Here is a 14,649-nt window from a genome sequence, read left to right as displayed (position 1 = left end):
TTATTGGCGGCGTTGGTTGCTGATACTCATTAAGATGGCAATAATGACCATGATGGTGAGGGTGGCGGTACCGCCATAGCTTACCAATGGTAAAGGCACACCCACCACGGGCAAGATACCACTGACCATACCCATGTTCACAAAAGCATAGCAAAATAAAGTCATGGTCATGGCTCCGGCCAAGGTTCGGCTGTAGAGCGAGCGGGCATGCAACGTGATGTACAGACCTCGCCCCAAAATTAAGGTATAGACGGCCACCAGCAAAATGTTACCAATTAAGCCAAATTCTTCACCAAATACTGCAAAAATGAAGTCAGTAGTGGATTCCGGTATGTAGTCTAGATGGGTTTGCGAACCGCCCAGCCAACCTTTGCCCCAGATGCCACCGGAACCAATGGCGGTCATGGATTGCAAAATGTGATAACCCGCACCAAGCCGATCTTTGGTAGGATCCAGCAATGTGAGTACGCGGGTGCGCTGGTAATCGTGCATGCCATATGACCACACTAAAGGCAATGCGGCAACAAAACCAATAATTGATGCAATGATGACCTTCCAAGGCAGGCCTGCGAAAAATATCACGAACAGGCCCGATGCCATGATCAATGTTGCGGTACCCAAGTCAGGCTGTTTTAGAATCAAACCCACGGGAATAACAATCAGCACCAACGCAATGGCATAGTGATACCAGCGCAAATTCAGCTCGTAGCGCTGAAAAAACCAGGCCACCATCATGGGTACGGCAATTTTCATGATTTCTGACGGTTGAATGCGAGCGATGCCCAAATTCAGCCAGCGGGTCGATCCATTCACGGTGATGCCGAAAAAATGTACGCCAACCAGCATAACTACGCCCAAAGCATACAGGGGTAAGGCAAAATTACTCAGAATCTGTGGCGGTGTTTTGGCAATCAGCCACAAGAGTGCGAAACTCAGTACAGTGTGTAGGGTTTTGTTTTCCAATTGACCAAAATCTTGGCCATCAGCGGAATACAACAAAAACAAACTCATTACATAAATAATCAGCATGGCATAAAACAGCCATACATCCATGGGGGCCCAAAGGCGTTGCCACAACTGCTTAAACCAATGTAAATCAGCACTCATGGTTGAACTCCTGATGCCATGTTTGGACGGAATGCGCGCAACAGTGGCGGAATAGCTGCCTGCATGTGTTGGGCATGTTGTGCCGCATCCATTAACGCATCATTGGTTAAATCATTGGTCAAAGCTGAATTATCTGGGGCAGGGATAGCATTGGCTTCGAGTTTATTTAATTTCAATAAATAGAAGTCGGCCAGCTGCCGTGCCACTGGGGCTGCTGTAGCACCCCAACCACCATTTTCCAGTAAAACCGCAATGGCAATTTTGGGATTTTCGACTGGTGCAAAAGCAATAAACCAGGCATGGTCGCGATGCTGGACGGCCAGTGCGCCGGCGTTATAGCGCGCCCCTTGTTTGATTTGCACAACTTGTGCCGTACCTGTTTTCCCGCCCATGCTGTATTGCAAGCCAGCCCCAACTGCCCGGGCGGTACCACCCGGTTGCAGAACTTTATGCATGGCTTGTTTGACGTATTCGAAATTGGCCTTTTTAAAAGGCAATGTGCGGACTGGTTTGGGGTCGATAACAGTCATGGTGCGTGTGCTGTGATCCAATAGTTCTTTCACCAAATGCGGGCGGTAGACTACGCCATTGTTGGCTAAAATGGCGGTGGCAAAGGCCATCTGCATCGGTGTGTAGGCATTGTAACCTTGACCGATGCTCATGCTGACCACGTCTGCTGGCTGCCAGATGCGCACCGCTGGTTTTGATTTGGCAAAGCGTTTTTCTTTCCATTGGCGTGAAGGCAATACACCTTGGTATTCATGGTTTAAGTCGATACCAGTGGGGTGGCCCAAGCCGAATTGGGCCAAATAAGGTGAAATTTTATCTACGCCCATTTGGTAGCCCAACCGATAAAAAAAAGTATCAGAAGACACTTGGATGGCTTTGCTTAAATTGGCCATGCCATGACCGCTGCGCACGGAATCGCGGAATTGGTGCGTGCTACCAGGGATGCTCCAAGCCCCAGGAGAAGGCAATACGGTATTAAAACCGATGGACCCACTTTCTAGTGCGGCCATGCTCATAAATGGCTTGAATGTCGAGCCAGGGGGGTACAGCCCTTGGATGGCGCGATTAATCAGTGGGTGTTGCCAGTCTTCATTTAGCGATTTCCACGTATCTGAATCGATGCCATCAATGAATAAATTGGGGTTGTAACTGGGTTTGGATACCATCGCCAATACGCCGCCAGTTTGCGGATCTATTGCCACAATGGCGCCTCGACGATTACCCAATAATCGGTCTGCTTCTTGTTGCATGCGGATGTCCATGGATAACCGCAAAGTGTTGCCTGATATGGCAGGCACGGTTTTGAGCGTGCGTACGATGCGGCCTTGCGCATCTTTTTCGACTTCTTGATAGCCAGGCGTGCCATGCAGTTGGCGCTCATAGAAATCTTCTAAACCCATCTTACCGATGTGGGTACTGCCGCGATATAGAGAAGTCAAGTTGTCCTTATCCAAGGCTTGCATGTCCTTGTCACTGATACGTCCGATGTAACCCAATACATGAGCCATCAGAGAGCCATATGGGTAATCACGGAAGGTCCGAGCATTGATTTCCACACCGGGGAAGCGATATAGCTGGGCGGCCAGTCGACTGGCCTCTTCCATGGTGAGCTTGAGCTTAAGGGGGACCTTATCGTAGGAGCGGAAATCGGCACGGAACTTTTGGAATCGTTTTAAATCAGCCGGACTGATGTTTACATAGGCACGTAAGGCAGTGATGGTCTCATCCAGCTTTCCCGGTACCTGATTGGGGATGATTTCCAGTGAATAGGCAGGGTAGTTGTGCGCCAATACCACGCCATTAACATCGACAATTTCGCCGCGTACAGGCGGCGTTGGAATCAATGAAATGCGATTATCTGTGGCTGCAGCCACATAATCTTCATATTTGATCACTTGTAAATAGACAAAGCGCCCGATGAGTACTCCGAAGCAGATCAGTATCAAGGCAAAGGCCACCATAACTCGCAAGCCATGGTCGGCGCGGCGACCTGATTTTGGCCTGTTGTTTTTGGTGCGAAACTGCAGGGTTTTCATAGGCGGTGAGACTGTGAAAGATACAGCATCAGTTTATTGAGTAGTGGCCACAGTAAGGCGCTGGTAAACGGCGCCACCAATAGGCTCCAGCCAGCAAATTGATGGCTCTGGAAGAATGTCACCACGATCAAAATACATTGAATCAGCAATAATGTACCCAAGATCGCTAAGGATTGGAGACCAAAGGGATAGAGGCTGACTTGGCGTTGATTTTGTAGGATTACATAGACTGCTATGGTATAGGCCAAAGCATGTTCACCCAAAGGTGTGCCCAAACCGATGTCCATTAGGATCCCTAAAAAAAATGCCACGCCTATACCGATGTTTTGGGGACGATAGAGCGCCCAATACAACATCAGCAGCGCAGTGCATTCAGGCAGCCAACTGTTTATTGGTTCAGGGATGGGGATAAGATCAATAAATAAAGCCAACAATAGACTCAGCGCAATATGGCGCTTGCGAGTGTGGCGGTGAATGTTGTCAAAATCAGTCATTGTATGGCTGGCGCGGAAGCAGCTGGTGCTGGTTGGTGTGTTGGGATGGCGGCTTTTTGTGGAATCACCATGACAAATCGACTGCTGAGTAAATTGGCCACAGGGGTTAGCTGTGTTTTGTAATAAGGTGAGCCATTGCCTTTTTGCACAGCGCTGATGGTGGCAATAGGAATGCCAGCTGGGTAGATGCTGTCCATGCCCGATGTGATCAGCAAGTCTTGATTTTGTAAGCTGGCATCGCTGGGAAAATAACGCAAATCCAAACCGCCTGAGCGTCCATAAACCAGAGTACGCACGCCGGTTCTGGCTACCATAGCGGGAATAACAGCTTGGCTATTGGTGCTCAATGAAACCTCTGCGCTGAATGCTTGCACTGACGAAATTTGCCCAATTAAACCGTGCTCATCGGTGACTGGATCGCCCATCCTTACTTGATCACGGCTGCCCTTATCAATGGTGAATCGCTCGGCAAGCGGATTGGTACCAGTAGAAATGATTTGCGCGATTTTTGCCTGTGGCAACGCATCCTGGTTCAGTTTTTGCAATTTCAGCAAAGTGGTGGATTCTTGCAGTATCACTTGTTTTTGTTGTAATTGCAGTTGTAACTGGGCATTTTGTGTTTTCAATTGGGCATTTTGTTGCAGCAAATCATGCTGGTTGCGCAGATAATTAGCGCTGTGTTGCGCCCAACGCACAGGTTGATTGGCCAACCATTGCACTGGGTAGAGTGCGTTGGCGGTATAAGACTTGGCTTTTTGAATGGCGTCATAGCGGTTATCCAGCAACAACAGCGCCACGGCAGCTAAAGTGAAAATCACCAATTTGCTGGTTGGGCGCAGTCCGTGCTGGATAAAGTTTAAAGAAGGCTCAGCCATAAGGGCACTGTCTTGAGGATATTATGGATTGGAAACAAACACCGAATTGAGCTTGCCCACCATGTCCAGAGCAGTGCCTGAACCGCGCGCCACACAGGTCAATGGATCTTCCGCAATCATGACGGGTAAGCCGGTTTCTTCAGAAAGTAAACGGTCTATGCCTTTCAATAAAGCGCCACCACCAGTCAATACCAAACCGCGATCGGCAATATCTGCGCCCAGTTCGGGTGGTGTTTGCTCCAGTGCATTTTTAACCGCCTGAACAATTTGATTTAAAGGTTCAGTTAAGGCTTCTAAAACTTCATTGGAGCTGATGGTGAACGCTCGAGGGATCCCTTCGGCAAGGTTGCGGCCTTTGACTTCGATTTCTTTGACTTCCATACCGGGGAAGGCGGAGCCAATTGATTTCTTGATTTCTTCAGCGGTTGCTTCACCAATCAACATGCCATAATTACGGCGAACATAATTGATGATGGCATCATCAAAAGCATCGCCGCCGACGCGGATGGAATGAGAGTAAACCACACCCGAGAGAGAAATGACACCCACCTCAGTGGTGCCGCCACCGATATCAACCACCATGGAGCCAGTGGGTTCTTGAATGGGTAAACCTGCACCAATGGCTGCTGCCATCGGTTCTTCAATTAAGTTGACAGTCGATGCGCCAGCAGCCAAAGCGGAATCACGAATGGCTTTGCGTTCGACTTGTGTTGAACCACAAGGAACGCAAATCACAATCCGTGGCGCGGCGGCAAAGCGGCTGTTATTTACTTTTTTAATGAATTGCTTGAGCATTTTTTCAGTGACATTGAAGTCGGCAATCACCCCGTCTTTCATCGGGCGGATGGCTTGAATGCTGCCGGGTGTACGGCCAAGCATTTTTTTGGCTTCGGTACCCACGGCCAGCATGGCGCTTTTGCCATTGGGGGAGTCATTTTGTACGGCCACCACAGAAGGTTCATTGAGAACAATACCTTTGTTTTTAATGAAAATTAAGGTATTGGCGGTGCCTAAATCAATGGCCAAGTCGTTGGAGAAATACTGAGTCAAGAAGCGGAACATGAGTCATCCTAGTGCTGAAATTCAATACAACCGGGCTAAGTAGTCAGGTTATGCGCACCGTGGGATGGGTGAAATCGGCGCGCCATCAAATGGGGTTTTCGGTTATAATTCGGCGCAATGTGCTAACCAAATGAGAACGCGCAATGATACCCCAGTTTGCGTGTTTTGCTAAACCATATTTAAGGATTTTTGATGGCTTTAACATTAGTTGATGTTGAGAAGATAGCGCGTTTGTCGCGATTGCATCTGTCCGAAGCCGAACGCGAAAGTACCTTGACTGAGCTGAATCATATTTTTGCGCTGGTGGAAAAAATGCAGGCGGTGGATACAGAAGGAATCGAGCCCATGGCTCATCCACATGAAGTGGCTTTGCGTTTGCGTGCCGATGTCGTCACCGAACACGATGACCATGTGGCGTTGCAGTCAGTTGCACCGTTGGTAGACAAAGACCTGTATTTGGTACCTAAGGTTATTGAATAGTCAGTATATGGTGGGTTTAACGTCACCAGTGTTGATGAATGAAAGTGCGATGGTGGCGCTTCATTTATTTTTAATCTCGGTCAATACACAGCGTGTTCAGGTTGCCTGAATGTCGCATAGCCAGAAAATTATGAATACAACATACACTTTGAAACAATGCAGTGATTTGCTGCAGGCTAAGAAAATCAGTGCCACGGAATTGGCGCAGGATTATCTCCAATACATTGAAGCCGAGAATGCGGCCCTCAATGCTTTTATTCTTACCCAGTCAGATCAAACACTGGCTGAAGCCAAAGCGGCGGATACGCGTTTGGCAGCAGGTACGGGCAGTTTGTTAACTGGGGTACCGATTGCTTATAAAGATATTTTTTGCCAGCAAGGTTGGCGCAGTGCTTGTGCGAGCAACATGTTGGACAGCTTTGTGTCGCCTTATACTGCCACGGTGGTCCAAAATTTGTTGGATGCCGGGATGGTGACGTTGGGCCGAACCAATATGGATGAATTTGCCATGGGTTCAACCACCGAAACCTCTTTTTATGGGGTAACCCGCAACCCGTGGCAACAGACCCATGTTCCGGGCGGCTCATCCGGTGGTTCCGCCGCAGCGGTGGCGGCGCGTTTGACGCCTGCTGCTTTGGGCTCTGATACTGGGGGATCCATTCGTCAACCCGCTTCACATTGCGGCATCACTGGTTTAAAACCCACTTATGGCCGCGTCAGTCGTTTTGGTATGGTGGCGTATGCATCGAGTTTTGACCAAGCTGGACCGATGGCGCAAACGGCCGAAGATTGTGCTTTGTTGCTCAATGCCATGGTGAGCTTTGATGAGCGGGATTCGACCAGTTTGGCGTACCAAGCTGAAGATTTTGGCCGCGATTTGAGTCAGCCGCTTAACGGTTTAAAAGTAGGTTTGCCGCAAGAATACTTTGGCGACGGCTTGGCGCCTGATGTGCGGATAGCGATTGAACAAGTCATTGAGCTGCTCAAGAAGCAAGGCGCACAGGTGGTGGATGTGCACTTGCCACAGACGGAGTTGTCGATTCCTGCTTATTATGTGCTGGCATCGGCCGAAGCCAGTACCAATCTGTCGCGCTATGATGGCGTGCGCTATGGTCATCGTGCGGCTGAGTTTCATAATTTGGATGAGATGTATAGCAACAGCAGGGCCGAAGGTTTTGGCAGTGAAGTCAAACGACGGATCATGATTGGTACTTATGTGTTGTCGCATGGCTACTATGATGCTTATTATTTGAAAGCACAAAAACTGCGTCGATTGGTGGCCAATGATTTTCAGGCAGCCTTTCAGCAGTGTGATGTGATTTTGGGGCCAGTGGCACCCACGGCAGCGCCTGAGTTGGGCAGCCACGTGACCGATCCTGTGCAAATGTATTTGTCGGATATTTATACCGTGTCTTTGAATCTGGCTGGCTTGCCTGGCATGTCTTTGCCTGCTGGCTTTGCACAAAACGGTTTGCCGGTGGGGGTGCAGCTCATCGGTAATTACTTCAGTGAACACCGTTTGCTGAATGTGGCCCACCAGATTCAGCAAAACAGCGATTGGCATCAAGCCGCGCCACCTGTGCCCGATGCACGTTAAGGGTTGTTTCGACTAAAACTATTCAAAGACAGTTGTGCAGGTGCTTTTCAGGCAACCTGCACGTAGGAAAGAAAGAGTGTTATGACTTGGGAAACCGTCATTGGATTGGAAATCCACGTTCAATTGAACACAAAATCCAAAATTTTCAGTGGCGCATCTACGGCGTTTGGGGCATCACCCAATGCACACGCTTGTGTGGTGGATTGCGCTATGCCGGGTGCGTTGCCGGTACTGAATAAAGAGGTGGTGAATAAAGGCATTAAACTGGGTTTGGCATTGGGCTCTACCATTAATCGCAAAAATGTATTTGACCGTAAAAATTATTTTTATCCGGATTTGCCCAAAGGCTATCAGATCAGCCAGATGGATTACCCCATTGTGGAGCATGGTCAATTGGAAATTGTGGTGGGTGATGAGGTGAAAACCATCAATGTGACCCGCGCGCACATGGAAGAAGATGCGGGTAAATCCGTACACGATGCGTTTGAACATTATACTGGCATTGACTTGAATCGTGCTGGTACACCTTTGCTGGAAATTGTGTCTGAGCCGGAAATGCGCTCTGCTGCAGATGCAGTGGCCTATGCTAAGACCATGCATGGATTGGTGACTTGGCTGGATATTTGTGATGGCAATATGGCAGAAGGCTCTTTCCGAATGGATGCCAATGTGTCGGTTCGGCCAAAGGGTCAGGCTGAGTTTGGTACCCGTTGTGAAATCAAAAACCTCAATTCGTTTCGGTTTTTGGAGCAGGCCATCCATTATGAAGTGGCGCGTCAAATTGAGCTGATTGAAGATGGCGGGCGAGTGATTCAACAGACGCGTTTGTTTGATCCGGATAAAGGCGAAACGAGGGCGATGCGCAGCAAAGAAGATGCGCATGACTACCGCTATTTCCCGGATCCAGATTTATTGCCAGTCATCATTACGGATGAAATGTTTGCGTCCGCCAAAGCGACGATGCCAGAATTGCCTGCTGAGATGGCGGCGCGATTTATCCGAGATTATGGTGTATCAGATTACGATGCGCGCCTGCTCACAGCCAGTCGCATTCAGGCAACTTATTTCGAAACAGCAACGCAGTTGTGTGGGCAGGGTAAACTGGTGGCCAATTGGATGCATGGTGAATTGGCAGCGACATTGAATAAAGACGGTCTGGAAATAGCCGATAGCCCGATTGAAGCTGAGCGTTTGGCGGGATTGGTGGCGCGGATTGCAGACAACACTTTGAGCAATAAGCTGGCTAAACAGGTATTCGAAGCAATGTGGGCCAGTGATTTGACTGCTGATGTCATCATTGAACGCGATGGCTTGAAGCAAATGACGGATACAGGTGCGATTGAAAAAATCATTGATGAAGTGTTGACGCTTAATCAGAAATCAGTGGATGAATTCAAGGCTGGTAAAGACAAAGCCTTTAATGCGCTGGTGGGCCAAGTGATGAAGGCTTCACGTGGTAAAGCCAATCCGCAGCAGGTGCAAGAGTTACTCAAAGCCAAACTGGCTTGATGTCGGGTTTCGGGTGGTTCAGGTTGCCTGAACCATGAAATAGGGTATTGGCCTTGTGGACCAAAATAGTGATGGGATTATCCATGAAAAAATATGGGATGGTGGTGTTCAGCTTATTGTTGGCTGCTTGTGGATTTCACCTCAAAGGAACCGTGGCGTTGGATGCGCCGATGCCTTATCAAATATGGTCGGTGCAAGGTGGAGCCTTACAAAATGCGCTCACCAACACTTTGCGACGCCAACCTGGCGTACAAATACGCGATAACGATGCTGAGGTAGTGGTCAAAGTGTTGAATGTGGATCAGCGCAAAACAGAGTCAGCTGTGAATCAGAGCGGCAGCACCAGTGAATATTTGCTTGATTTGAATGTCAGCGTACAGGTATACCGCAATGGACAACCTTTGGGTGACACCATGTTGGTAAATGTACAGCGCCATATGGATTATGCAGACAGTATGGTGTTGGGTAAGCAGGAGGAAGAACAGACCATCTGGCGTGAAATGCGCCAGGATGCAGCCGAGCAAATTGTGCGTCGCTTAAATTATTTGCCAACTCCCCAATAATGGCCAGTCTGTCAACGCATCAGCTAGATGAAAGTTTGGCTGGCGGGCTACATTCGGCGTATTTGCTGCATGGCGAAGAGGATCTACTGCGCGTAGAAGCGCTGGACGCATTGCGATCTGCAGCCAAACAGCATGGCTATGACAACCGCGAAGTATTCACCGTAGACAATGGCTTTGATTGGTCTGCTTTGATGGGAGCGGCTCAGTCGGCGGGTTTGTTTGCCGATAAAAAATTATTGGAAATTCATATTCCCAATGGTAAGCCTGGTAAAGAAGGGGGCGAAGCCCTAGTTCAACTGGCGCACAGGCTACCTGAAGACACTTGTGTGGTGTTGGTGCTACCCAAATTGGAGAAGGCGCAGGCGCAAAGCAAATGGTTTGGTGCTTGGGCAAAAGTGGCTACGGTGGTGGAGGCAAAAGCCGTTTCCCTGGCAGCATTGCCGCAATGGATAGAAACGAGATTGGCGCGCGATGGTTTGGCTATTGAAAGCGATGCCTTGCGTTTGTTTGCCGATAAAGTTGAAGGTAATTTGCTGGCTGCCAAGCAAGAAATTGATAAATTGGCTTTACTTTTGCCCGCAGGGCACTTGGTGAGTGTGGCCGATGCCGAAGCAGCAGTGGCCAATGTGGCGCGGTTTGATGTGTTTCAATTGGCGGCTGCATGGATGAATGGCGATGCAGCTCGCGTGGTGCGGTTGCTGGATGGTTTAGCGGCCGAAGGCAGCGAACCCGTGTTGTTGCTTTGGGCGATCAGCGAAGATATACGCACTTTGATTCGTTTGCTCGCAGCGCTCAAACAAGGTCAGAATGTGGGCCAGTTGCGCAACAGTTTGCGTCTGTGGGGCGAAAAACAAACTTGGGCGCCTCAAGCTGCGCGCCGCATTGGTGTGCCGCGTTTACTCTTGGCGCTGCAAACCTGTGCGCGCATTGATCGCCAAATTAAAGGGGCTGAAGAGGGTGATGCTTGGGCTGAAACCCGGCATTTACTGCTGTCTTTGGCTGCCTGAAACAGGATTTTTGACATGAGCATCAAAACCGTAGACAAAAGCGTGATTGTGTTGCACAGCGCCGAACACATGTTTGACTTGGTCAATACCGTGGAAGACTACCCGCGCTTTTTGCCGTGGTGCAGCGGTACTGACATTATCAAGCGCGAAGGTGATGTGTTGGAAGCGATGGTGCACATGGACTACATGAAAATGCGCCAGTCATTTACCACGCGCAACCATAATACGCGGCCTACCGACATCAGCATGTCTTTGCTCAACGGCCCTTTTAAATCTTTAAGTGGCCATTGGCACTTTGCGCCCATAGACGATTTGGGTTGTAAAATTGATTTTCGGTTGCAATATGAGTTTGCCAGTGCGGTGCTGTCGGCGCTGATTGGCCCCGTATTCAATCGCATTGCCACCACATTGGTGGATGCATTTATTCAAGAAGCAGATCGGCGCTATGACGAATAAACACATTCCGGTGGAGTTAGCCTATGCCACAGCGGATCGTCAATATTTATGGCAGGGCCAAGTGCCTGTGGGTACCACGGCACGTGGGTTACTCACCCGCGAAGAGGTGACCGCGTATTTTGCCGATATCAATCTAGTGGCATTGCCTTTGGGCGTGTGCGGTAAAAAAATAGCAGATGATGTGGTTCTGCAATCTTGGGATCGGGTGGAGTTGTATCGGCCATTGCTCATTGATCCCAAGGAAAATCGCCGCCGTCGTGCTCGTCAAAAATAAATTCAGGCAGCCTCATGCTGCCGATTTCAGGAATCACAAAATATGTCAACGCTGAAACTGATTGTGGGCTTGGGTAACCCTGGCGCCGAGTATGAACACACACGACACAATGCTGGCTTCGATTTTGTGGATGAATTGGCGTGGCATTGGAAAGCCCATTTTAAAGACGAAAAGAAATTTTTTGGGCAGGTGGCGCGGGCTGCTTTGTCAACGGGGGATGTGTGGCTGTTGAAGCCCGATACCTATATGAATAAATCGGGTACGGCAGTCAAAGCGCTGGCCGCTTTTTACAAAATACAGCCCAGTGAAATTTTGGTGGTGCACGATGAAATGGATATTCCGTGTGGTTGGGTTAAATTTAAGAAAGGTGGCGGGAATGGCGGTCACAATGGCTTAAAAGACATTCAAGCGCAATTGGGATCAGCTGATTTTTACCGTTTGCGGTTGGGCATTGATCACCCTGCTGAACGTGCACAAGTGGTGAATTATGTTTTGCATAAGCCGCGCTTGGCAGAGCGGGAGCAGATAGAAGATGCCATGAGCAAATCACTGACAGTGATGCCCCTGATTTTGGCTGATGAATTTTCAGCTGCCCAGCAGATTTTGCACAGTAAATAAGCACAAAATAAAGGATGGCCATGAAATACCGGGATTTGCGCGAATTCATTGTTGCGCTGGAAACACAAGGCAAGCTCAAACGCATTCAGGCAGCCGTGTCGCCGAATCTGGAAATCACCGAGATTGCTGACCGGGTATTGCGTGCTGAAGGGCCTGCTTTATTGTTTGAAAATCCTGTGTGCAATAATCAACGCTATGATTTTCCGGTGCTGGCCAATTTATTCGGCACCCCTGGGCGCGTGGCCATGGGCATGGGCGCAGAAAGCATTAGCCAGCTACGTGAAATTGGCCGAACCTTGGCTTATTTGAAGGAGCCTGAGCCGCCTAAGGGTATTAAAGATGCTTTTGCTAAGCTGCCATTATTGAAAGACTTGTGGAGTATGGCACCGCATGTGGTGAAAAAAGCGCCTTGTCAGGAAATTGTGTGGGCAGGGGATGAGGTGGATTTAACCCGTTTGCCGATTCAGCATTGTTGGCCTGATGATGTGGCGCCGCTGGTGACCTGGGGTCTAACCGTGACGCGTGGGCCGAATAAAAAACGCCAAAATCTCGGTATTTACCGTCAGCAGTTGTTGGGTAAAAATAAGCTGATTATGCGCTGGTTGGCGCATCGTGGTGGCGCCTTGGACTTTCAAGCGCACAAAGCAGCTTACCCGGGCCAGCCTTATCCGGTTGCTGTGGTATTGGGGTGTGATCCGGCCACCATCTTGGGTGCGGTGACGCCCGTACCGGATACCTTAAGCGAATATCAGTTCGCTGGATTATTGCGGGGGTCACGTACGGAGTTGGTGCGCTGTATCGGCAACGATTTGCAGGTGCCAGCGCGCGCCGAAATTGTGTTGGAAGGCGTGATATATCCAGATGAAACGGCGCTGGAAGGTCCGTATGGAGATCATACAGGTTACTACAATGAGCAAGACTACTTCCCTGTATTCACGGTTGAGCGCATTACCATGCGTGAAAATGCGATTTATCACAGCACCTATACAGGCAAACCGCCCGATGAACCGGCAGTTTTGGGTGTAGCTTTGAATGAGGTATTTGTGCCTTTGCTGCAAAAGCAATTTCCGGAAATCACCGATTTCTACTTGCCGCCGGAAGGATGCTCTTACCGCATGGCGATCGTCAGCATCAAAAAACAATATGCTGGCCATGCTAAGCGTGTCATGATGGGCTGTTGGAGCTATTTGCGTCAGTTTATGTACACCAAATTTATTGTGGTGGTGGACGAGGATATTAATATCCGCGATTGGCAAGAAGTCATCTGGGCCATTACCACTCGCATGGATCCGGTGCGCGATACCACGTTGATCGACCATACGCCAATTGATTATTTGGATTTTGCCAGCCCAGTGAGCGGCTTGGGGGGCAAAATGGGATTGGATGCCACCCATAAATGGCCGGGTGAAACCCAACGTGAGTGGGGACGTGTGATCCAGAAAGATCCTGCTGTGGTGGCCAAAATAGATGCATTGTGGTCGCAGTTGGGCCTTTAATGCATGGCATTTCAAGCAGCCTAAAGAAGGGCTGTATGCATGAGCACATGCGTGCTCGCAACTCACTAGACAGAACAATGGGTGTGACGTGGCACAAATACAGCGGCGTAAGCGCGATATATGGACTTTGAGGGCCTGCGTGATGTTGTTGGTTGGGTGTCAGAGCCTGCCTTCTTTGCAAAACAGGCCTACATCAGTACACGTGTCAGCGCAGCTCCCATCTACTTTGGCTACCGCCCACGATGCACTGGTGGCCGCCCATGCGCCTTTGTCGGGGATATACCCTTTGGACGATGGACAAGAGGCGTTTATTGCACGTATGGCTTTGGCGCGTGCCGCTCAGCGCAGCTTGGATGTGCAATATTATATTTGGCGCAACGATACCTCCGGCCAGTTGCTGCTGCATGAGCTCATCCGCGCCGCGCACCGTGGCGTGCGCGTGCGCCTGCTGTTGGACGACAACAATACCGCGGGTATGGATAAGGTGTTGCTGTCGCTGAGTCGAGAACCCAATATTCAGATTCGCTTATTCAATCCGTTTGTTAACCGCCATTGGCGGGCGCTGGGCTACCTTACTGATTTTGCACGGTTGAATCGGCGTATGCACAATAAATCCATGACTGCCGATAATCAAGCCACTATTGTGGGTGGTCGCAATGTAGGTGATGAGTATTTCGATATCGGCAGCGGCACCTTGTTTGTGGATTTGGATGTGTTGGCCGTGGGCCCGGTTGTCGAGCAGGTATCAGCCGATTTTGACCGCTATTGGAACAGTCATTCTGCTTATCCTTTTCGCAGCATTGTCTCGCCTCATCAGCCCGCCACGGTCGTCACGAATGACATGGCTTATGACCGCAAAAAATTCAGTCAATTGCGTGCCATTGCTTATCAAAATGCTTATGCCCAAGATGATTTTATGACGCAACTGACTTCAGGCAGCCTAGCTTATGAATGGGCATCGGTACAGTTGGTGAGTGATGATCCGGCTAAAGCCTTGGGTAAGTCGACTCAGTTGCCTGAAAGCAGGCTGCCTGAATCCCAGCCGCATTCGGTTGTTTCTGAGACT

The 14,649-nt window shown here is 49.5% G+C and carries 15 protein-coding genes; 10 read left to right on the top strand and 5 right to left on the bottom strand.

What is annotated here, in order from left to right; all coding sequences use genetic code 11:
• The 5 genes from rodA to A2F46_RS08335 are packed head-to-tail and all read right to left on the bottom strand — an operon-like array spanning position 1 to position 5,583.
• Positions 1 to 1,107 (bottom strand): rod shape-determining protein RodA, encoded by a 1,107-nt coding sequence (gene rodA, locus A2F46_RS08355; RefSeq protein WP_066569200.1) that lies wholly within the window; start codon positions 1,105 to 1,107, stop codon positions 1 to 3.
• Complete coding sequence (mrdA, locus tag A2F46_RS08350; protein WP_066569197.1) at positions 1,104 to 3,152, bottom strand: penicillin-binding protein 2; 2,049 nt, start codon at positions 3,150 to 3,152, stop codon at positions 1,104 to 1,106. Before mrdA ends, rodA begins: the two co-directional genes overlap by 4 nt.
• Complete coding sequence (gene mreD / locus A2F46_RS08345) at positions 3,149 to 3,646, bottom strand: rod shape-determining protein MreD (RefSeq protein WP_066569194.1); 498 nt, start codon at positions 3,644 to 3,646, stop codon at positions 3,149 to 3,151. Before mreD ends, mrdA begins: the two co-directional genes overlap by 4 nt.
• Positions 3,643 to 4,521, bottom strand: a complete 879-nt coding sequence (mreC, locus tag A2F46_RS08340; protein WP_066569191.1) for a rod shape-determining protein MreC — start codon at positions 4,519 to 4,521, stop codon at positions 3,643 to 3,645. The genes mreD and mreC overlap by 4 nt, the downstream gene beginning before the upstream one ends.
• A 21-nt stretch (positions 4,522 to 4,542) precedes the next feature.
• Complete coding sequence (locus A2F46_RS08335) at positions 4,543 to 5,583, bottom strand: rod shape-determining protein (protein WP_066569185.1); 1,041 nt, start codon at positions 5,581 to 5,583, stop codon at positions 4,543 to 4,545.
• 192 nt (positions 5,584 to 5,775) lie between these two features.
• Here A2F46_RS08335 and gatC point away from each other — a divergent pair, with 192 nt between their 5' ends.
• From gatC to A2F46_RS08285, 10 genes are all read left to right on the top strand, one after another.
• Complete coding sequence (gene gatC, locus A2F46_RS08330) at positions 5,776 to 6,063, top strand: Asp-tRNA(Asn)/Glu-tRNA(Gln) amidotransferase subunit GatC (RefSeq protein WP_066569182.1); 288 nt, start codon at positions 5,776 to 5,778, stop codon at positions 6,061 to 6,063.
• Between the two features lie 130 nt (positions 6,064 to 6,193).
• Positions 6,194 to 7,660 carry an Asp-tRNA(Asn)/Glu-tRNA(Gln) amidotransferase subunit GatA gene (gatA, locus tag A2F46_RS08325; protein ID WP_066569305.1) on the top strand — a complete coding sequence of 489 codons (1,467 nt, stop codon included), beginning with the start codon at positions 6,194 to 6,196 and terminating at the stop codon, positions 7,658 to 7,660.
• Positions 7,661 to 7,741: 81 nt separating this feature from the next.
• The gene (gene gatB, locus A2F46_RS08320; RefSeq protein WP_066569174.1) at positions 7,742 to 9,169 is read left to right on the top strand and encodes an Asp-tRNA(Asn)/Glu-tRNA(Gln) amidotransferase subunit GatB; all 1,428 of its coding nucleotides are present in this window, start codon (positions 7,742 to 7,744) and stop codon (positions 9,167 to 9,169) included.
• A gap of 83 nt (positions 9,170 to 9,252) precedes the next feature.
• On the top strand, positions 9,253 to 9,732 hold the full coding sequence (gene lptE, locus A2F46_RS08315; RefSeq protein ID WP_066569302.1) for an LPS assembly lipoprotein LptE: 480 nt from the start codon (positions 9,253 to 9,255) through the stop codon (positions 9,730 to 9,732).
• A complete protein-coding gene (gene holA / locus A2F46_RS08310; protein WP_066569164.1) occupies positions 9,732 to 10,739 on the top strand; it encodes a DNA polymerase III subunit delta in 1,008 nt (335 codons plus the stop codon). The genes lptE and holA overlap by 1 nt, the downstream gene beginning before the upstream one ends.
• Before the next feature lie 15 nt (positions 10,740 to 10,754).
• Positions 10,755 to 11,195 (top strand): type II toxin-antitoxin system RatA family toxin, encoded by a 441-nt coding sequence (locus tag A2F46_RS08305; protein WP_156471606.1) that lies wholly within the window; start codon positions 10,755 to 10,757, stop codon positions 11,193 to 11,195.
• Positions 11,185 to 11,469 carry an RnfH family protein gene (locus tag A2F46_RS08300; protein WP_066569161.1) on the top strand — a complete coding sequence of 95 codons (285 nt, stop codon included), beginning with the start codon at positions 11,185 to 11,187 and terminating at the stop codon, positions 11,467 to 11,469. Before A2F46_RS08305 ends, A2F46_RS08300 begins: the two co-directional genes overlap by 11 nt.
• A 42-nt stretch (positions 11,470 to 11,511) precedes the next feature.
• Positions 11,512 to 12,087, top strand: a complete 576-nt coding sequence (pth, locus tag A2F46_RS08295) for an aminoacyl-tRNA hydrolase (RefSeq protein WP_066569158.1) — start codon at positions 11,512 to 11,514, stop codon at positions 12,085 to 12,087.
• A 20-nt stretch (positions 12,088 to 12,107) separates the two neighbouring features.
• On the top strand, positions 12,108 to 13,583 hold the full coding sequence (gene ubiD, locus A2F46_RS08290) for a 4-hydroxy-3-polyprenylbenzoate decarboxylase (RefSeq protein ID WP_066569155.1): 1,476 nt from the start codon (positions 12,108 to 12,110) through the stop codon (positions 13,581 to 13,583).
• 202 nt (positions 13,584 to 13,785) lie between these two features.
• On the top strand, positions 13,786 to 14,649 hold an 864-nt coding region (locus tag A2F46_RS08285; RefSeq protein WP_231867752.1), incomplete at its 3' end, for a phospholipase D-like domain-containing protein.

The organism is Snodgrassella sp. CFCC 13594, assembly GCF_001590725.1.
Classification (GTDB): domain Bacteria; phylum Pseudomonadota; class Gammaproteobacteria; order Burkholderiales; family Neisseriaceae; genus Snodgrassella.
This window is presented reverse-complemented; position numbering and strand designations above follow the sequence as displayed.

Bases quoted from the DNA above. Each gene is read 5' to 3' on its own strand.
- rodA (WP_066569200.1), bottom strand. From the start codon at position 1,107: ATGAGTGCTGATTTACATTGGTTTAAGCAGTTGTGGCAACGCCTTTGG.
- mrdA (WP_066569197.1), bottom strand. From the start codon at position 3,152: ATGAAAACCCTGCAGTTTCGCACCAAAAACAACAGGCCAAAATCAGGT.
- mreD (WP_066569194.1), bottom strand. From the start codon at position 3,646: ATGACTGATTTTGACAACATTCACCGCCACACTCGCAAGCGCCATATT.
- mreC (WP_066569191.1), bottom strand. From the start codon at position 4,521: ATGGCTGAGCCTTCTTTAAACTTTATCCAGCACGGACTGCGCCCAACC.
- A2F46_RS08335 (WP_066569185.1), bottom strand. From the start codon at position 5,583: ATGTTCCGCTTCTTGACTCAGTATTTCTCCAACGACTTGGCCATTGAT.
- gatC (WP_066569182.1), top strand. From the start codon at position 5,776: ATGGCTTTAACATTAGTTGATGTTGAGAAGATAGCGCGTTTGTCGCGA.
- gatA (WP_066569305.1), top strand. From the start codon at position 6,194: ATGAATACAACATACACTTTGAAACAATGCAGTGATTTGCTGCAGGCT.
- gatB (WP_066569174.1), top strand. From the start codon at position 7,742: ATGACTTGGGAAACCGTCATTGGATTGGAAATCCACGTTCAATTGAAC.
- lptE (WP_066569302.1), top strand. From the start codon at position 9,253: ATGAAAAAATATGGGATGGTGGTGTTCAGCTTATTGTTGGCTGCTTGT.
- holA (WP_066569164.1), top strand. From the start codon at position 9,732: ATGGCCAGTCTGTCAACGCATCAGCTAGATGAAAGTTTGGCTGGCGGG.
- A2F46_RS08305 (WP_156471606.1), top strand. From the start codon at position 10,755: ATGAGCATCAAAACCGTAGACAAAAGCGTGATTGTGTTGCACAGCGCC.
- A2F46_RS08300 (WP_066569161.1), top strand. From the start codon at position 11,185: ATGACGAATAAACACATTCCGGTGGAGTTAGCCTATGCCACAGCGGAT.
- pth (WP_066569158.1), top strand. From the start codon at position 11,512: ATGTCAACGCTGAAACTGATTGTGGGCTTGGGTAACCCTGGCGCCGAG.
- ubiD (WP_066569155.1), top strand. From the start codon at position 12,108: ATGAAATACCGGGATTTGCGCGAATTCATTGTTGCGCTGGAAACACAA.